This is a genomic window from Nocardioides sp. LHD-245 (assembly GCF_030929495.1).
In the GTDB taxonomy this organism is placed as follows: Bacteria; Actinomycetota; Actinomycetes; order Propionibacteriales; family Nocardioidaceae; genus Nocardioides.
In genome coordinates this window covers 232,937-247,911 of the sequence record NZ_JAVFWN010000012.1, presented here as the reverse complement: position 1 = coordinate 247,911, position 14,975 = coordinate 232,937, and the positions used below count along the sequence as shown (strand labels likewise).

The window sequence follows — 14,975 nt, the reverse complement described above, 5'->3', positions numbered from 1 at the left end:
GACGGCCACGGCGGAGTCAAGCTCACCGGCTACGGCACCCTCGAGGACGCCGAGAAGATCAAGACCACCCTGCACCCCCTCGCCGCCCCCGCCACCACCGAGCCCGGCGCCTGCGGCGGCGCCAACCGGGCCGCCGGTGAGCCGATGTTCGACGATGACGGCGTCTCGACCCAGACCCCGTGCCTGACCCCGGGCTGCGGCCACGACGGCCGCGACCCCCGCGAATCCGGCGCCCGCCTGTGGGACGCCCTCGTCGATGCCTGCGACCGGCTCGCCGCGACCGACGACCTGCCCCGCGACCACGGCACCAAGCCACGCGTGATCGTCCTCATCGACCAAGACTCCCTACGCCAACAGGTCATCGACGCCGGATACGCCCGCGAGGGCCACACCCCCACCGGAGCCCGGCTCTCCGCGACCGCCATCCGCCGGATGGCCTGCGACGCCGAGATCATCCCCACCGTGCTCGGCGCCACCGGCCAGGTCCTCGATGTCGGACGCACCCAACGCCTCGTCACCCCCGCCCTGTGGACCGCCCTCATCGTCCGCGACCGACACTGCGCGTTCCCCGGCTGCACCCGCATGCCCCTGGCCTGCGACGCCCACCACATACAGCATTGGGCCGACGGCGGCACCACCGCGCTGTCGAATCTCGTGATGCTCTGCCGCCACCACCACACACTGATCCACCACACCCCCTGGGCCGTCCACATCGACCTCGACACAGGTCAACCCGTCTGGACCCCACCACCCCGCGCCACCCTCACCTCACTCCACGGCAAGATCACCTACCACCCCGCCCGACCACGCGCCGCCTAGCGTGGTGCCCAGCAGCAACCCGATAGGGCCCGGAGAGGTGTTCGCGCCGTCCGCGTGGACGGCGCGCGCCTAGCCCTCCTTGCCGTCGAGGGTGACCTCGACCTTCTGCTCCTTCGAGCCACGGGTGAGGGTGAACTCGACGGTCTCGCCGGGCTGGTGGGTGCGGATCGCGACGATGAGGGCGTTGCCGTCACTGACCCGGGTGCCGTTGACGTGGGTGATGACGTCGCCCTTGCGCAGGCCGGCGTCCTCGGCCGGGCTGCCCGAGTTGATCTTGCTGATCTCCGCGCCGGCACCGGCAGGTGCCCCACCGGTCCTCACCTCGGCCCCGATGAGGGGGTACTGCGCCTTGCCGGTCTTGAGGATCTGGTCGGCGGTGACCCGGACCTGCTCGACCGGGATCGCGAAACCGACGCCGATGTTGCCGGCCTCGGAGTCGATCGAGCCGCCGCCGGCGGTGGCGATGGCGGAGTTCACGCCGATCACCTCGCCCTGCTGGTTGACCAGCGGCCCACCCGAGTTGCCGGGGTTGATGGCGGCGTCGGTCTGGATCGCGTCGATCCAGGACTGGGAGTCGGCGCCGCCGCCGGTGGTGACCGGGCGGTGCAGGTAGCTCACGATGCCCGAGGTCACCGTGTCCGGCAGGCTCAGCGGGGAGCCGATCGCGACGACCGGCTCACCGACCTGGAGCTTCGCCGAGTCCCCCATCGTGGCCGGCTTCAGCTTGTCGCTCTCCTTGACGTAGAGGACGGCGAGGTCGTAGATCGGGCTGCGACCGACCACCTCGGCGTCGTACCGGTTGCGGTCGTGGTCGACCACGACGATCGGGCCGTTGTTCTTGGCGGCGTCGGCAACCACGTGGTTGTTGGTCACGATGTGGCCGTTGCCGTCCATCACCCAGCCCGAGCCGCTGGCGCCGGTCGCCTCGCCGCCGTACTCGGCGATGATCTGGACCGTGCTCGGTAGGACGGCCTGCGCGACCGCGGCCACGGAGCCGGGGGCGGCCAGCGGCGGCTCGTCCTTCAGATCCACTCCCGCGAGGCCGTCGCCGGAGTATCCCGGGCCCTCCGGGGAGTCGTCGGAGATCCGGTCGTAGGCGAGCGCGCCGAGCAGGCCGCCGCCGAGGCCGACGACCAGGGCGACCGCGGCGACCACCGGGATGAGCCAGCCCGGGAACCGGGCGGCGTTGCGGTGGACAGGGGCGGCGGGCATCCGGACCGTCAGGTCGGCCGGCGCGGCCGCGGGCGCCGGGACGGGAGGCGCCGGCGGAGGCGGCAACAGCGAAGGCGCGAGCCCCGGCATCGGCGTGGTCGGCTCCGGACCGGCACCCGGCACGACACCGGGCGCGACACCCGGCGAGGGGGGCGCCCACTGGGGGCGGACGAGCTCCACCGGCTCGGTGGGCTCCGGCTCGGTGGGCTCCGGCTCGGCGGGCTCCGGCTCGGTGGGGTCCTGGTCGAACAGCCCGGCGTCCTCCGAACCGAGCGGCTCCAGCGGCGGGAGCGGCTCGGTGGGCTCTCGGTCAGAGTCGGGCGCGTCGTTCACGGGACCATCATGTCCGATGGACCCACACCGGTGCGGTCAGGGCAGCATCCGGCGCACCGGCGCCAGACCGGGCATGCCGCCGGACAGACCGACGGGGCCGGTGCCGGTGGATCCCGGCGAGCCGGACGGCGTCGGCACCGTCGTGTTGATCTGGGAGGCGGGCGGCCGGCGGTCGGCCGGCGGGCCGGAGCCCGGCCCGAAGCCGAGGGCGATGACGCCGAGCATCGCGGCACCGATGGCGCTGCCGCCCAGCATCACGGCACCCGTCATCCGGCGGTGGGGCGCATGCGGCTCGTGGCCGGCGAGCAGCGCCTCACCGGGCGGCATGCTGAGCAGGGAGCCCTTGAGCCCGGACGGCGCACCGCGCTCACCCTCGTACAGGCCGGCCAGCCGGGTCTTGACCCAGCCCTCCCGCTCGACGAGGTCGCGACAGGCGTGGCAGGTGTAGACGTGCGACCACGCCTCCTCGGTCTCCCGGGCGGAGAGCTGGCCGTCGAGCAGCGCGCTGACCCGGGTGCCGAGGTGGCCGATCACGTCGTCGCTCCCCCGCCGACGGCCAGGGGCGCGGGACCGGCGTACCGGGTCCGTCCGTCGGCCGGGGCGCGGTGGGCCAGTGCGGTGCGCAGCAGGGCGCGGCCGCGGTGGATCCGGGAGCGGACCGTGCCGAGCTTGGCGCCGAGGATCTCGGCGATCTCCTCGTAGCTGAGCCCCTCGATGTCGCAGAGCACGACGGCGGCGCGGAAGTCCGGCGGGAGCGCGGCCAGCGCGGCGGACACGTCGTCGTCGAAGGTCTGGTCGGCGTACGCCAGGTCGGGCGCGGGCGAGGCGCTCGCGAGCCGGGCGGCACGCTCGTCGGAGAGGGCGTCGAACCGGATCCGCTGCTTGCGGCGGGCCTGGTCGAGGAACAGGTTGGTGGTGATCCGGTGCAGCCAGCCCTCGAAGGTGCCGGGGGTGTAGGTGTGCAGTGAGCGGAAGACGCGGACGAAGACCTCCTGGGTCAGGTCCTCCGCGTCGTGGCGGTTGCCGGTCAGCCGCATGGCGAGCCGGTAGACCCGGTCGGAGTGCTCCTCGACGATGCGTCCCCAGTCCAGGTCGGACTGCGCCTGCCCGGCGGGCTGGGCGTGGGAATCGACGGGCTCCTTCATCGTGGCCTTCCTCCGCTGGATCAACGCCAAGGTGTCCTGGCTCCTCTCACCGTAGGGGTGGGAACTGAGCGTTCCCTGTGAACTCCCCGTCATTCGCCCCAACGATCGGCACGCAACGGGTGTTCCCGGCGCCGGCTCCGGTCCCCCGGGCGCCGGACGCAATAAGGTGAGCAGGTGGCCCCGACACCGATCAACGCGACCAGCTGGACCTTCGCCGACACCTACGTCGCCGAGGACGACGTCCTCGTCGCCGCGAGGACGCGGGCCGAGGAGGTCGGCGTCGTCCCGATCGGGGCGGGCACGGGCGCCACCCTGCGCTTCCTCGCGGCCGCCCTCGAGGCCCGCGCGGTGGTCGAGATCGGCACCGGCACCGGCGTCTCCGGGGTGTGGCTGCTGCGCGGCATGCGTCCCGACGGGGTCCTGACGACCGTCGACGTCGAGGCCGAGCACCAGCGCCTGGCCAAGGAGTCGTTCAAGGAAGCCGGCGTCGCGCCGCAGCGGGTGCGGACCATCGCCGGCTCCGCCCTCGACGTGCTCCCCCGGCTGACCGACGGCCACTACGACATCGTGTTCGCCGACGGCGACAAGCGGGAGTACGCCGCCTATCTCGCCGAGGCGCTGCGCCTGCTCCGCCCCGGCGGCGTGGTCGCCTTCGACAACGCACTGTGGCACGACCGGGTCGCCGACCCCGCCCAGCGCGACGACGAGACGGTCGCCATCCGCGAGCTGGTGCAGGAGGTCGCGGCGACCGAGGGCCTCGTCCCCGCGCTGCTGCCGGTCGGCGACGGCCTGCTGGTGGCGAAGAAGGAGTGGGTCCCCGAGTCCGACTGACCCCCGTCGTACCGGACAGAACGGTCGTGAAATCGGCCGATCCGCGACCGTTTTGTCCGGTACGACGAGATCAGGTGCGGATGCCGGCCAGCGGGTCGGCCGATCCGAGCCAGGACAGCAGCAGGCGGGAGCCGAAGCCCGAGGGGCCGACGGTCCACTCGTGCCATTCCTTCTCGACGTCGCCGACGGAGGCGATGTCGAGGTGCGCCCACGGGACGTCACCCACGAACGGCTGGAGGAAGAGCGCGGCCGTGATGGCCCCCGCCCCGCCGGGGTCGTTGGCCGCGTCGGCGACCTTCGAGGCGAGCTTGTCCTCGTAGCCGCGGTAGAGCGGGAAGCGCCACAGCGGCTCCCCCGCGCGGGCACCGGCGGTGTCGAGCGCGGCCGCGAGGGCGTCGTCGTTGGCGAACAGCCCACCGATCTGCTGACCGAGGGCGACCTTCACCGCACCGGTGAGGGTGGCCACGTCGACCACGACGGCGGGGTCGAGCGAGGCGGTGGCGTACGCGAGGGCGTCGGCGAGGACCAGCCGGCCCTCGGCGTCGGTGTTGCCGACCTCGGTGGTGCGGCCGCCGTGGTGACGGATCACGTCGCCGGGGCGCAGTGCGCGGCCGGAGATCGCGTTCTCCGCGGCGGCCACGAGGCCGACCACCCGGACCGGGCAGTCGACGTCGGCCAGCGCGGCCATGGTGGCGAGGACGACCGCGCCGCCGGTCATGTCGCGCTTCATCGAGCCCATCGACGCGGCCGGCTTGATGGACAGGCCGCCGGAGTCGAAGGTGATGCCCTTGCCGACGAGGACGACGACGGGCAGCTTCTTCGCGGCGCGGGCGGACACGCCGCCCGGGGTGTAGTCGAGGCGGATCAGGCGAGGCGGGGTCGCGGACGCGGCGCCGACGGCGAGGATGCCGCCGAAGCCGTCGCGGTCGAGGTCGCCCTCGTCCCAGATGCGTGCGCCGAGCCCGCTCGCCGCGGCGATCTCCGTGGCCTGGGCGGCCAGCCAGGCGGGATTCTTCAGGTTGGAGGGGACGGTCGCGAGCAGGCGGGAGCGCCATCCCGCTCCGCCGAGCGCCACCGCGCGCTCCAGGGCGGCGCGGTCCGTGGCCGCGCCGGCGAGCACCACGCGGCGTACGGGCTGGTGCTCGGGCCCGGTGGAGCGCCAGTGGAAGACGAACGAGCCGAGCATCGTGCCGGCCACGAACGCCTCCAGCGCCACCGGGTCGTCCGGCGAGACGTCCTCGGCGACGGCGGGGATCGAGGTGGCGACGGCGGCCCGGTCGCGCGCCGCCTTCGCCAGCGCGGCGCCGGCCCGGCGCAGGTCGATCGGCCGCGCGGCACCGACGCCGACGAGCAGCACGACCCGCAGGGCGGGGTTGGCCGGTGCGCCGTCGGGCACGGGGACGACCGCGACCTCGGCGCTCGCTCCGGTCAGCCCGTGGACCTCGGCGATGCCGACCAGGTCGAGACCGAGCTCGTCGGCCAGCTCGGCAGCCCCCGGGCCGAGCAGGACGCCACCGTCGTCGCCCGGCAGGACCGGGAGCGCGACGACGTCGACGCCCTTGATGGCACCGGGCGGCAGCTCGCTCGCGGCGAACTCAGGGGGTGAGACCTGGCCCGGGAGGACCGGACCGGAGGCACGCGTCGCCGGAGAGGTCACCCGACGACGTTCTTGAGCGCGTCGCCGAGCGCGGCAGCCTCCTCGGCATTGAGCTCGACCACGAGACGGCCACCACCTTCGAGCGGTACGCGCATCACGATGCCGCGACCCTCCTTGGTGACCTCGAGCGGACCGTCGCCGGTCCGAGGCTTCATCGCCGCCATGCGGCACCCCTCTTCCACTACCTCTGCGATCTGCCGGACGCCCTGTGCACCCGACTGTGCGCCAGATCATTATCCCTCATGCCGCACAGCAGGCGCAGGCGGACTCTCAGCGGGTCCCCTGCTCGGCTGCCAGTGCCGCGTCGACGAAGACGATGACACTGTCGCCCTCGTCGCCGTCGTAGCGCTCCATCGCCTTGCCGATGGGGTTCGCGAAACGTCCCGAGGGCATCGCGACGACGGGCGTGCCGTCGTACGCCGGATGCTGCGACCAGCGCGCGCCGGGGACGGCGCGGACCAGGACCTCGCCGAGGTAGCTGCCCGCCGCCCAGACGTCGGCGTCGTCCGCGGCGGGGCCGCGCCCGGCGCGGCGCGACCACTGGTCGAGGGACGACTCGACCTGGTCGACGCTCTCGGCGGAGAAGTCGAGGATGTCGCTGCCCGCCGGGTGCTCGCCGGCCCAGGACTCGGCGAGCACCCGCACCAGGGCGGCCGGTGCCGGCCCGCCCTCCGCGCGCGGTACGCCGACGGGCCGGTCGCCCTCCAGCTCGCGGGCCAGCCGGGTCAGCAGCTCGTCGACCTCGCTCATCCGGTAGCCGCGCAGGGCGAGCGAGAAGCGCACCCGGCGCAGATCGTCGGGTCCGAGGGGACGGTTCGCGGGGACGAGCGCGTCCGGCCGGTCGTCGTAGGCCGGCGCCATCGGCTCCCCACGGCCCGCGGCGAGCAGGGCGACGCCGCCCATCGCGAGCACGATGAGCACGGCGAACACCCACATCATCGGGTGGGACATCGGCAGGGGCTCAGCCGTGCCGCTCGCGGGCCGCGACCATCAGCGCCACGGCCTCGTCGACATCGTCGGTGAGAGTGAGCATGTCGAGGTCGGACTGCTTGATCCGCGCGTCCTCGAGCATCGAGCCCTGCATCCAGTCGATCAGGCCCTGCCAGTGCTCGACGCCCATCAGCACGATCGGGAACTGGGTGATCTTGAGGGTCTGGGCCAGCGTCATCGCCTCGAACAGCTCGTCGAGCGTGCCGAGGCCGCCGGGCAGCACGACGTAGCCCTGGCTGTACTTGACGAACATCATCTTGCGGACGAAGAAGTAGCGGAAGTTGAGCCCGAAGCCGACGTAGTCGTTGAGCTTCGCCTCCCAGGGCAGCTCGATGCCGAGCCCGACGCTCTCGCCGCCCGCCTCGGTCGCCCCCCGGTTGGCCGCCTCCATCGCGCCCGGTCCGCCGCCGGTGATGACCGCGAACCCGGCCTTCGCCAGCGCGGCGCCGACGCGCACGCCGATGTCGTACGCCGGATGGGTCTCCGGGATCCGGGCCGACCCGAACACGGAGATCGCCGGGCCGAGCTCCGCGAGATCGTTGAAGCCCTCGACGAACTCGGCCTGGATCTTCAGCACCCGCCAGGTGTCGGTGTGGACCCAGCCTCCGTCGCCGCGGCTGTCGAGGAGCCGCTGGTCGGTGGTGGATCCCTCGGGGCGACCCTTGCTCGGTCGCGGGCCGGGTCCGTTGCGCCTGGTCATCAGTCCTCCTCCTCGGTGCGGTCCAGGGTGTCGGTGAGCCACGCCCGCAACTGTCGCTCGCACCTCTCGATCTGCGCGACCTCGACGTGCTCGTCCTGCTTGTGGGCCAGCATCGGGTCGCCCGGTCCGTAGTTGACCGCAGGCACGCCGAGAACGGTGAACCGGGCGACGTCGGTCCAGCCGAACTTCGGGGCGACCTGGCCGCCGACGGCCTCGATGAACGCCTTCGCCGCGGGCCGCTCGAGCCCCGGCAGAGCACCGGGGGCGGTGTCGGTCAGGGTGATCTCGAAGCCGGCGAAGAAGTCCTCGACGAAGGCCAGCGCCTCGGCCTCCGAGCGGTCCGGCGCGAAGCGGTGGTTGACCGTCACCACGCACTCGTCGGGGATCACGTTGCCGGCGACGCCGCCGCGGATCCCGACGGCGTTGAGGCCCTCGTGGTACTCCAGCCCGTCGATGACCGGCCGCCGGGCCTCGTAGGCGTTGAGCCGGGCGAGGACCTCGGCGGCGCCGTGGATCGCGTTGACGCCGCGCCAGCTGCGTGCGGAGTGGGCCCGCTCACCGGTCGTGCGGATCTCGACGCGCAGGGTGCCCTGGCAGCCAGCCTCGACGCCGGCGTTGGAGGGCTCCATCAAGATGGCGAAGTCGGCGTCGAGCAGGTCGGGGTCGGACTCCCCCAGCAGCCGCAGCCCGTTGTAGGCCGACTCGATCTCCTCGGCCTCGTAGAGGACGTAGGTGACGTCGTGCACCGGCTCGGTCAGGGTCGCGGCGAGCTTGAGGAGGACGGCGTCGCCGCCCTTCATGTCGCAGGTGCCGAGGCCGTGCAGGATGCCCGTCGCCTCGTCGTACCGGCTCGGGAGGTTGTCGTTGACCGGCACCGTGTCGAGGTGCCCGGCGATCACGACCCGGCTGGGGCGGCCGAGGGCGGTGCGGGCCACCACCGTGTGGCCGCGGCGGGTCACGGCGAGGTGCGGCAGCGCCCGGAGCGCGGCCTCGACGGCGTCGGCGATCGCCTGCTCGTCGCGGCTGACCGACTCGATGTCGACCAGCTGACGGGTCAGGGTCACGACGTCGGCGGTGAGGTCGAGCTGCGGAGCGGGCACGAGTGACAGTCAACCAGCCCGGCGTTCACCCGGACGGCCCAGGCTCACCAGGGCGAGTTGTGGTAGTCGACGATCGTCCGCGCCACGGCGGACACCTTCTGGTTGAGGTCACGGCTCGTCTCGCGAAGGATCTCCCACGCCTTGGTCTCGTCCACCTTGTGGAAGGCCATGAGCAGTCCGACGGCCTTGCCGATCTCGCGGTTGCTGTGCAGGCCCTCCCGCAGGGTGGCCGCCTGCTCACGGTGGTGGCCCGCGGCCACGGCGAGCGAGGCGAACGGGGCGAGCACCATGGCCCGGTCGGCCGAGACGGCGTCGAGGCGGCCCGGGAGATCGCTCCAGAGGTTCAGCGCACCGATCTTCTGCTGGTCCACGACGATCCGCACCCCGCACCCGCCGCGCACCGGGGTCCGGTCGAGCACGAACCGGCTGAGCCGTGGCCACGCGGAACCCACGGCGAGATCGGGATCGAGGTACATCCCCTCGTCGAGGATCGCGTCGACGCAGGGGCCCTCGCGCAGCCGGATCTCCGCCTGGTCGATGGCCCGGGCCACCGCGTCGGTCGCCGCGACCGTGGCGAACGTGTCGCCGCTGAGCATCATCAGGCTCGCGTGGTCGACCCCGGGAACCAGCCGCGTCGCCGCCACGACGACCGCGCGGTACACGTCGTCGGTGGAGGAACCGGCATAGGTCAGTGCCGCGAGCGCACCGAACTCCCGGACCAGCTCGTCACCCGGCCGGCCGGTGTCGGGAGGCCTGACGTCGGAATGGCTCACCATGCACCCCTTCGCGGGCCCGGCGGGGTCTCCCGCCAGGCGGATCCTCACTCTAGTCCCGCCTCGCCGGCCGTCGTACCGGGCGCCGGATCAGGCGAGCCCGACCGCGATCGCCGCCTTGTCGCCGTCGCCGACGACCACCTCGGTGGCACCGACCGGCGCCTCCTCCGCCACGGTGTACGACGTCGCGAGGGTCTCGCCCGCGATCAGCGACTCGTGGGCGCGGGCCGCGGCCAGCACCGGCGCCGAGCCGGCGATCGTGAGCTCGATCCGGTCGGTGACCTGGAAGTCGGCGTCGCGGCGCGCCTGCTGGACGGCGCGGACCAGGTCGCGGGCCACGCCCTCCTCGGCGAGCTCGGGGGTGACGACCGTGTCGAGGACGACGAAGCCGCCGCTCGGGAGCATGCCGGTCCGGGACGTGACGGGGCCATCGGCGGGGTCACCGCCTCCCCCGACGTGCGTCTCGAGGGAGTACTCGCCCTCGACGAGCGCCAGCCCGCCGGCGGTGACGGTGCCGTCGGCGGCGACGGACCAGTCGCCCGACTTCGAGCCCTTGATCGCGAGTTGGACGTCCTTGCCCAGGCGCGGGCCGGCAGCTCGGGCGTTGACGGTGAGCTTCTGCTCGACGCCGTGGCCGGCCGCCTCGTCGGAGCCGGCGGCGACCAGGCGTACCGACTTGACGTTGAGCTCGTCGGCGACGATCGCGGCGAACGGCTCCAGCGCGGCCGGGTCGTCGACCACGACGGTGAGCCCGGCGAGCGGCAGCCGGTTGCGGAGCCTGGCCGCCTTGCGCAGCGCCGACGTGGTGGAGCAGACCTCGCGCACCTCGTCCATCGCGCCGACGAGCCGGGCGTCGGCGGGCAGCGCGGAGACGTCGGGCCAGTCGGCGAGGTGCACCGAGCGTCCGCCGGTCAGGCCCCGCCAGATCTCCTCGGTGGTCAGCGGCAGCAGCGGCGCCACCACCCGGCAGACGATGTCGAGGACGGCGGCGAGGGTCTCGAACGCCTCCGGCCTGCCCTCCCAGAACCGCTCGCGGGAGCGGCGGACGTACCAGTTGGTCAGCACGTCGAGGAAGGAGCGCGTGGTCTCGCAGGCATCGGCGATGGCGTAGGCGTCCATCTCGGCGGTGAGCTTCTCGACGTACTGCCTGGTCTTGGCGAGCAGGTAGCGGTCGAGCGGGTCCGTCGAGCCCAGTGACTCCGCGCGGCCGACGCTGGCCTCGTAGTTCTCGGCGTTGGCGTAGAGCGCGAAGAAGTACCAGGTGTTCCAGAGCGGGATCATCACCTGGCGCACGGCGTCGCGGATGCCCGGCTCGGTGACGACCAGGTTGCCACCGCGCAGGATCGGCGAGGCCATCAGGAACCAGCGCATCGCGTCGGCGCCGTCACGGTCGAAGACCTCGGAGACGTCGGGATAGTTGCGCAGCGACTTCGACATCTTGTTGCCGTCGGAGCCGAGCACGATGCCGTGGCTGATGCACGACGAGAACGCCGGCCTGTCGAAGAGCGCGGTGGCCAGGATGTGCAGCGTGTAGAACCAGCCGCGGGTCTGGCCGATGTACTCGACGATGAAGTCCGCCGGGAAGTGCTGCTCGAACCACTCGGCGTTCTCGAACGGGTAGTGCACCTGGCCGAACGACATCGAGCCGGAGTCGAACCACACGTCGAGCACGTCGGAGACGCGGCGCATCGTCGACTTCCCGGTCGGGTCGTCCGGGTTGGGCCGGGTCAGGTCGTCGATCCAGGGCCGGTGCAGGTCGGGCTGGCCCTGCGCGTTGAGGGGCAGCCGCCCGAAGTCGCGCTCGATCTCCTCGAAGGAGCCGTAGACGTCGATGCGCGGGTACGCCTCGTCGTCCGACTTCCAGACGGGGACGGGCGAGCCCCAGAAGCGGTTGCGGGTGATCGACCAGTCGCGGGCGTTGTCGACCCACTTGCCGAACTGGCCGTCCTTGATGTGCTCGGGGACCCAGCGGATCTCCTGGTTGAGCTCGGCCATCCGCTGCTTGATCGCCGTCACCTCGACGAACCAGCTGCTCACGCCCTTGTAGATCAGGGGCTCGCGGCAGCGCCAGCAGTGGGGGTAGGAGTGGTCGTAGGTCTCCCGCCGGAACAGCACGGTGCCCGGCGTGACCGCGCCGGTGCGCGCCTTGAGGTCGTCGATGATGTGCGGGTTGGCGTCGAAGACCAGCATCCCGGCGTACTCCGTCACGGGGTGGGTGAACCGGCCGTCCTTGCCGACCGGCATGACCGGCTCGATGCCCTCGCGGTCGGTGACCTCCTTGTCGACCTCGCCGAAGGCGCCGGCGCTGTGCACCAGGCCGGAGCCGTCGGTCGTCGTGACGGCCTCGTCGGCCGCCACGACCCGGAAGGCGTTCTCCTGCCCCGCGAAGTAGGAGAACGGCGGGGCGTAGGTCAGGCCGAGCAGGTCGGCACCCGTCCCGCGCCAGGTCACCGTCGGCTCGTCGCCGAGCTCGCGGGCGTACGCCGCCAGGCGGGCCTCGGCGAGCACGAGGCGATCGCCCTCGTGGTCGACGACGACGTAGTCGATCTCGGAGCCGACCATCACCGCGAGGTTGCTGGGCAGCGTCCAGGGGGTGGTGGTCCAGATCAGCAGCTTGGCGCCCACGAGGTCGCCGGCCCGCTCGTTGGCGCCGGTGATCTCGAAGCCGACCGTGACGGCCGGGTCCTGCCGCATCTGGTAGACGTCGTCGTCCATCCGCAGCTCGTGGTTGGACAGCGGGGTCTCGTCGTTCCAGCAGTAGGGCAGGACCCGGAAGCCCTGGTAGACCAGGCCCTTGTCGAACAGCCCCTTGAACGCCCACAGCACCGACTCCATGAACTCGGGGTTCATGGTCCGGTAGTCGTTGTCGAAGTCGACCCAGCGTGCCTGCCGGGTGACGTAGTCGCGCCACTCGCCGGTGTACTTGAGGACCGACGCCCGGCAGGCGTCGTTGAACTTGTCGATGCCCATCTCGACGATCTCGTCGGTGGTCTTGATGCCGTTGAGGCGCATCGCCTCGAGCTCGGCCGGCAGGCCGTGGGTGTCCCAGCCGAAGCGGCGCTCGACGCGCTTGCCGCGCATCGTCTGGTAGCGCGGGACGATGTCCTTGACGTACCCGGTCAGCAGGTGGCCGTAGTGCGGCAGGCCGTTGGCGAACGGCGGGCCGTCGTAGAAGACGAACTCGTTCTCGCCGTTCGCGCCGGGGTCGCGCTGCTCCACGCTCGCGCGGAAGGTGTCGTCCTCGGCCCAGTAGGCGAGCACGCCCTCCTCGATGCGCGGGAAGCGCGGCGAGCTCGGGACGGCTCGGTGCTCGGCGGCGGGGCCGGCGGTCGGGTCGGTGGTGACCTTCGGATAGGTCATCGGGCTTCGGTCTCCTGGGTTCGTCTGCATCTGCGGGCTCTGCCGCAGGGACGATCCTCGGACCGCGGTACCACCCTGCTTGCCCCGCCCGACCTGCGGCGGAGCCTCTCTTCACGGCTGTGACGGGCCTGCCCGCCGGGTTCTACTCGCCGCCGCTGGCTGCGGACGGCTTTCTTCCCGGAGCTCGCCGCTGATGACGGCTCGAACGCTGTACCCCCAGCGTACGGCGGCGGGCGGTCGAAGCGGAAACCGGATTGCGCCGCGCCCTACCGTGGGTCCATGACCGGCGAGCTGGCGAACCTGCGCGAGTACCTCACCCACTACCGCGAGACCCTCGAGCGCAAGTGTGCCGGGCTGACGCCCGACCAGCTGGCGACCCGCTCGGTGCCGCCGAGCACGATGAGCCTGCTCGGCCTGGTCCGGCACCTGGCCCGGGTCGAGCACTTCTGGTTCCAGCGGGCGCTGGTCGAGGTCGAGGGCGAGCGGATGTACGACGACGGCGACGCCGGGTTCGCCGTCGTGGAGCCGACCGAGGCGGCCGTGGCCGAGGCCTGGGCGGCCTGGCGCGAGCAGGTCGCGCTGGCCGACGCGTGGCTGGACCGGCTCACCGACGAGGGCCTCGGCCGGGTGGTGACCTTCCGGAAGGGCACCGAGACCTCCAGCATCCGCGACATCCTGCTGCACATGGTCGAGGAGTACGCCCGCCACTGCGGGCACGCCGACCTGCTGCGCGAGTGCCTCGACGGCGTCACCGGCGAGTGAGGACCGCCACGTCGCCGGTGTCCCCGGACTCCGGCACGATGGACCGGTGAGCTACCTCCTCGACGACGCGGTCACCGCGCTGCCCCTGGGCGAAGGCCGGTACCAGGTCCAGGTGACCGCCGACTGGAACACCGCGAACCAGACGCCCAACGGTGGCTACGTCCTCGCTCTCCTCCAACACGCGGTGCTCCTCGAGTCGGCGCACCCGGACGCGCTGAGCATCGCGATCACCTACTTCCGGCCCGGCCTGCCGGGCCCGGCCGACCTCCAGGTGCGGGAGGTCCGCAAGGGGCGCCGCGTCTCGACGTACGACGCGGTGCTGGCGCAGGCCGGCAAGGAGATCGCGCACGCCGTCGTCAGCACCCACGACTGGGACGCGACCGGGTCGGCCGAGCACACGCCGCATGTGGCACCCGACGTGCCACGGCCCGAGGACTGCGCCGACGTCAGCGCCCTGATCCCGGAGGGGATGATGGCGATCCTCGACCGGTACCGCTACCGCGCCCCGGTCGTGCCCGGCTGGTTCCACGGCGAGCCGTCCGGGGTGAGTGAGGCCACCTGCTGGATCCGGACCGCCGACGAGCGGCCGGTCGACGCGCTCCTCGCCGGTGCGATGGTCGACGCCTTCCCGCCCGCCACCGCCGAGCTCGGGCACCTGGCCTCGGCCACGATCCAGCTCACCGTCCACTACCGCCGGCGCGCCACCGGGACCGTCTGGGCGCTCGGCCACGTCGTGACCCGGCACGTCATCGCCGGCTACCACGACGAGGACGTCGAGCTGTGGGACGAGCAGGGCCGGCTGATCGCGCAGAGCCGGCAGCTGGCGATCATCGCCGAGGGCTGAGCGCCGCCGTCACCGCTCGGCGACGGTGACCGTCGTGCCGCCGTCGAAGGTCGGGGTGCCGAAGACGACCGCGCCGTCCCGGTCGAGCGAGAACTCGGTGCTCAGGTCGTCGATGTCGGTACCGCCCCCCTCTCCCTCGCCCGCCAGGGGCTCGCTGGTCTCCAGCGCCACCTCGTCACCGTCGACCTGGACGACCGTGACGACCACCTCCTCCTCGCCGATCAGGTCGACCGTGAAGGTGTCGCCCTCGACGAGCTCGCGGGTCGTGACCACGGGCTCCGGCTGCTCCTCCGACCACCCGGTCCAGTCCTGGACGGTGATCTCGAGACGGACCGGCCCGTCGTGTCCACAGCCGGCCAGAGGCAGAGCGGTGAGCAGCAGCGGCGCGAGCAGGAGGCGAGGGCCGAGAGGCATGTCCGTGAGACGGCGCCGGGCGTCGAGCGGTTCCG

15 protein-coding genes are annotated in these 14,975 nt (G+C 72.5%); 4 read left to right on the top strand and 11 right to left on the bottom strand.

The genetic code is table 11. The features are described from left to right. A partial coding sequence (locus RB608_RS18985) for a DUF222 domain-containing protein (RefSeq protein ID WP_308089611.1) occupies positions 1–819 on the top strand: 819 nt, incomplete at its 5' end. Positions 820–888: 69 nt separating this feature from the next. On the opposite strand, the gene RB608_RS18980 is transcribed toward RB608_RS18985, so the two are convergent. From RB608_RS18980 to sigE, 3 genes are read right to left on the bottom strand one after another with little or no spacing between them, the layout of a single operon-like run. Then, a complete protein-coding gene (locus RB608_RS18980) occupies positions 889–2,364 on the bottom strand; it encodes a trypsin-like peptidase domain-containing protein (RefSeq protein ID WP_308089610.1) in 1,476 nt (491 codons plus the stop codon). A gap of 36 nt (positions 2,365–2,400) precedes the next feature. Then, positions 2,401–2,898 (bottom strand): hypothetical protein, encoded by a 498-nt coding sequence (locus RB608_RS18975; protein WP_308089609.1) that lies wholly within the window; start codon positions 2,896–2,898, stop codon positions 2,401–2,403. Then, complete coding sequence (gene sigE, locus RB608_RS18970) at positions 2,895–3,509, bottom strand: RNA polymerase sigma factor SigE (protein WP_308089608.1); 615 nt, start codon at positions 3,507–3,509, stop codon at positions 2,895–2,897. The genes RB608_RS18975 and sigE overlap by 4 nt, the downstream gene beginning before the upstream one ends. A gap of 174 nt (positions 3,510–3,683) precedes the next feature. On the opposite strand from sigE, the gene RB608_RS18965 reads away from it, so the two are divergent. Then, entirely contained in the window at positions 3,684–4,340 is a 657-nt protein-coding gene (locus tag RB608_RS18965; protein ID WP_308089607.1) for an O-methyltransferase, read from the top strand. Positions 4,341–4,410: 70 nt separating this feature from the next. On the opposite strand, the gene RB608_RS18960 is transcribed toward RB608_RS18965, so the two are convergent. The 7 genes from RB608_RS18960 to ileS form a co-directional block, all read right to left on the bottom strand. Continuing rightward, positions 4,411–5,997 carry a leucyl aminopeptidase family protein gene (locus RB608_RS18960; RefSeq protein ID WP_308089606.1) on the bottom strand — a complete coding sequence of 529 codons (1,587 nt, stop codon included), beginning with the start codon at positions 5,995–5,997 and terminating at the stop codon, positions 4,411–4,413. Continuing rightward, a complete protein-coding gene (locus RB608_RS18955; protein WP_139624137.1) occupies positions 5,994–6,161 on the bottom strand; it encodes a DUF3117 domain-containing protein in 168 nt (55 codons plus the stop codon). The genes RB608_RS18960 and RB608_RS18955 overlap by 4 nt, the downstream gene beginning before the upstream one ends. A gap of 106 nt (positions 6,162–6,267) precedes the next feature. Beyond that, positions 6,268–6,948 carry a DUF6278 family protein gene (locus RB608_RS18950; protein ID WP_308089605.1) on the bottom strand — a complete coding sequence of 227 codons (681 nt, stop codon included), beginning with the start codon at positions 6,946–6,948 and terminating at the stop codon, positions 6,268–6,270. 10 nt (positions 6,949–6,958) lie between these two features. Then, on the bottom strand, positions 6,959–7,687 hold the full coding sequence (locus RB608_RS18945; protein WP_308089604.1) for a TIGR00730 family Rossman fold protein: 729 nt from the start codon (positions 7,685–7,687) through the stop codon (positions 6,959–6,961). After that, positions 7,687–8,787, bottom strand: a complete 1,101-nt coding sequence (gene dapE / locus RB608_RS18940) for a succinyl-diaminopimelate desuccinylase (protein WP_308089603.1) — start codon at positions 8,785–8,787, stop codon at positions 7,687–7,689. Before dapE ends, RB608_RS18945 begins: the two co-directional genes overlap by 1 nt. Positions 8,788–8,831: 44 nt before the next feature. Continuing rightward, complete coding sequence (locus tag RB608_RS18935) at positions 8,832–9,560, bottom strand: GAF and ANTAR domain-containing protein (RefSeq protein WP_308089602.1); 729 nt, start codon at positions 9,558–9,560, stop codon at positions 8,832–8,834. A 90-nt stretch (positions 9,561–9,650) separates the two neighbouring features. Next, a complete protein-coding gene (ileS, locus tag RB608_RS18930; protein ID WP_308089601.1) occupies positions 9,651–12,920 on the bottom strand; it encodes an isoleucine--tRNA ligase in 3,270 nt (1,089 codons plus the stop codon). 279 nt (positions 12,921–13,199) lie between these two features. On the opposite strand from ileS, the gene RB608_RS18925 reads away from it, so the two are divergent. Together RB608_RS18925 and RB608_RS18920 are read left to right on the top strand one after the other, a co-directional pair. Then, the gene (locus tag RB608_RS18925; RefSeq protein WP_308089600.1) at positions 13,200–13,682 is read left to right on the top strand and encodes a DinB family protein; all 483 of its coding nucleotides are present in this window, start codon (positions 13,200–13,202) and stop codon (positions 13,680–13,682) included. Positions 13,683–13,728: 46 nt separating this feature from the next. Further along, positions 13,729–14,526 carry a thioesterase family protein gene (locus tag RB608_RS18920; RefSeq protein WP_308089599.1) on the top strand — a complete coding sequence of 266 codons (798 nt, stop codon included), beginning with the start codon at positions 13,729–13,731 and terminating at the stop codon, positions 14,524–14,526. A 9-nt stretch (positions 14,527–14,535) separates the two neighbouring features. Here the strand turns inward: RB608_RS18920 and RB608_RS18915 are convergent, their stop codons facing one another. After that, positions 14,536–14,940, bottom strand: coding sequence for a hypothetical protein (locus RB608_RS18915; RefSeq protein ID WP_308089598.1), 405 nt, complete (start codon positions 14,938–14,940; stop codon positions 14,536–14,538). Between the last annotated feature and the right edge of the window lie 35 nt (positions 14,941–14,975).

What these genes read in the sequence shown, in the direction of transcription:
- sigE (WP_308089608.1), bottom strand. Translation starts at nt 3,509, where the DNA reads ATGAAGGAGCCCGTCGATTCCCACGCCCAGCCCGCCGGGCAGGCGCAG.
- RB608_RS18955 (WP_139624137.1), bottom strand. Translation starts at nt 6,161, where the DNA reads ATGGCGGCGATGAAGCCTCGGACCGGCGACGGTCCGCTCGAGGTCACC.
- RB608_RS18950 (WP_308089605.1), bottom strand. Translation starts at nt 6,948, where the DNA reads ATGTCCCACCCGATGATGTGGGTGTTCGCCGTGCTCATCGTGCTCGCG.
- RB608_RS18945 (WP_308089604.1), bottom strand. Translation starts at nt 7,687, where the DNA reads ATGACCAGGCGCAACGGACCCGGCCCGCGACCGAGCAAGGGTCGCCCC.
- ileS (WP_308089601.1), bottom strand. Translation starts at nt 12,920, where the DNA reads ATGACCTATCCGAAGGTCACCACCGACCCGACCGCCGGCCCCGCCGCC.
- RB608_RS18925 (WP_308089600.1), top strand. Translation starts at nt 13,200, where the DNA reads ATGACCGGCGAGCTGGCGAACCTGCGCGAGTACCTCACCCACTACCGC.
- RB608_RS18915 (WP_308089598.1), bottom strand. Translation starts at nt 14,940, where the DNA reads ATGCCTCTCGGCCCTCGCCTCCTGCTCGCGCCGCTGCTGCTCACCGCT.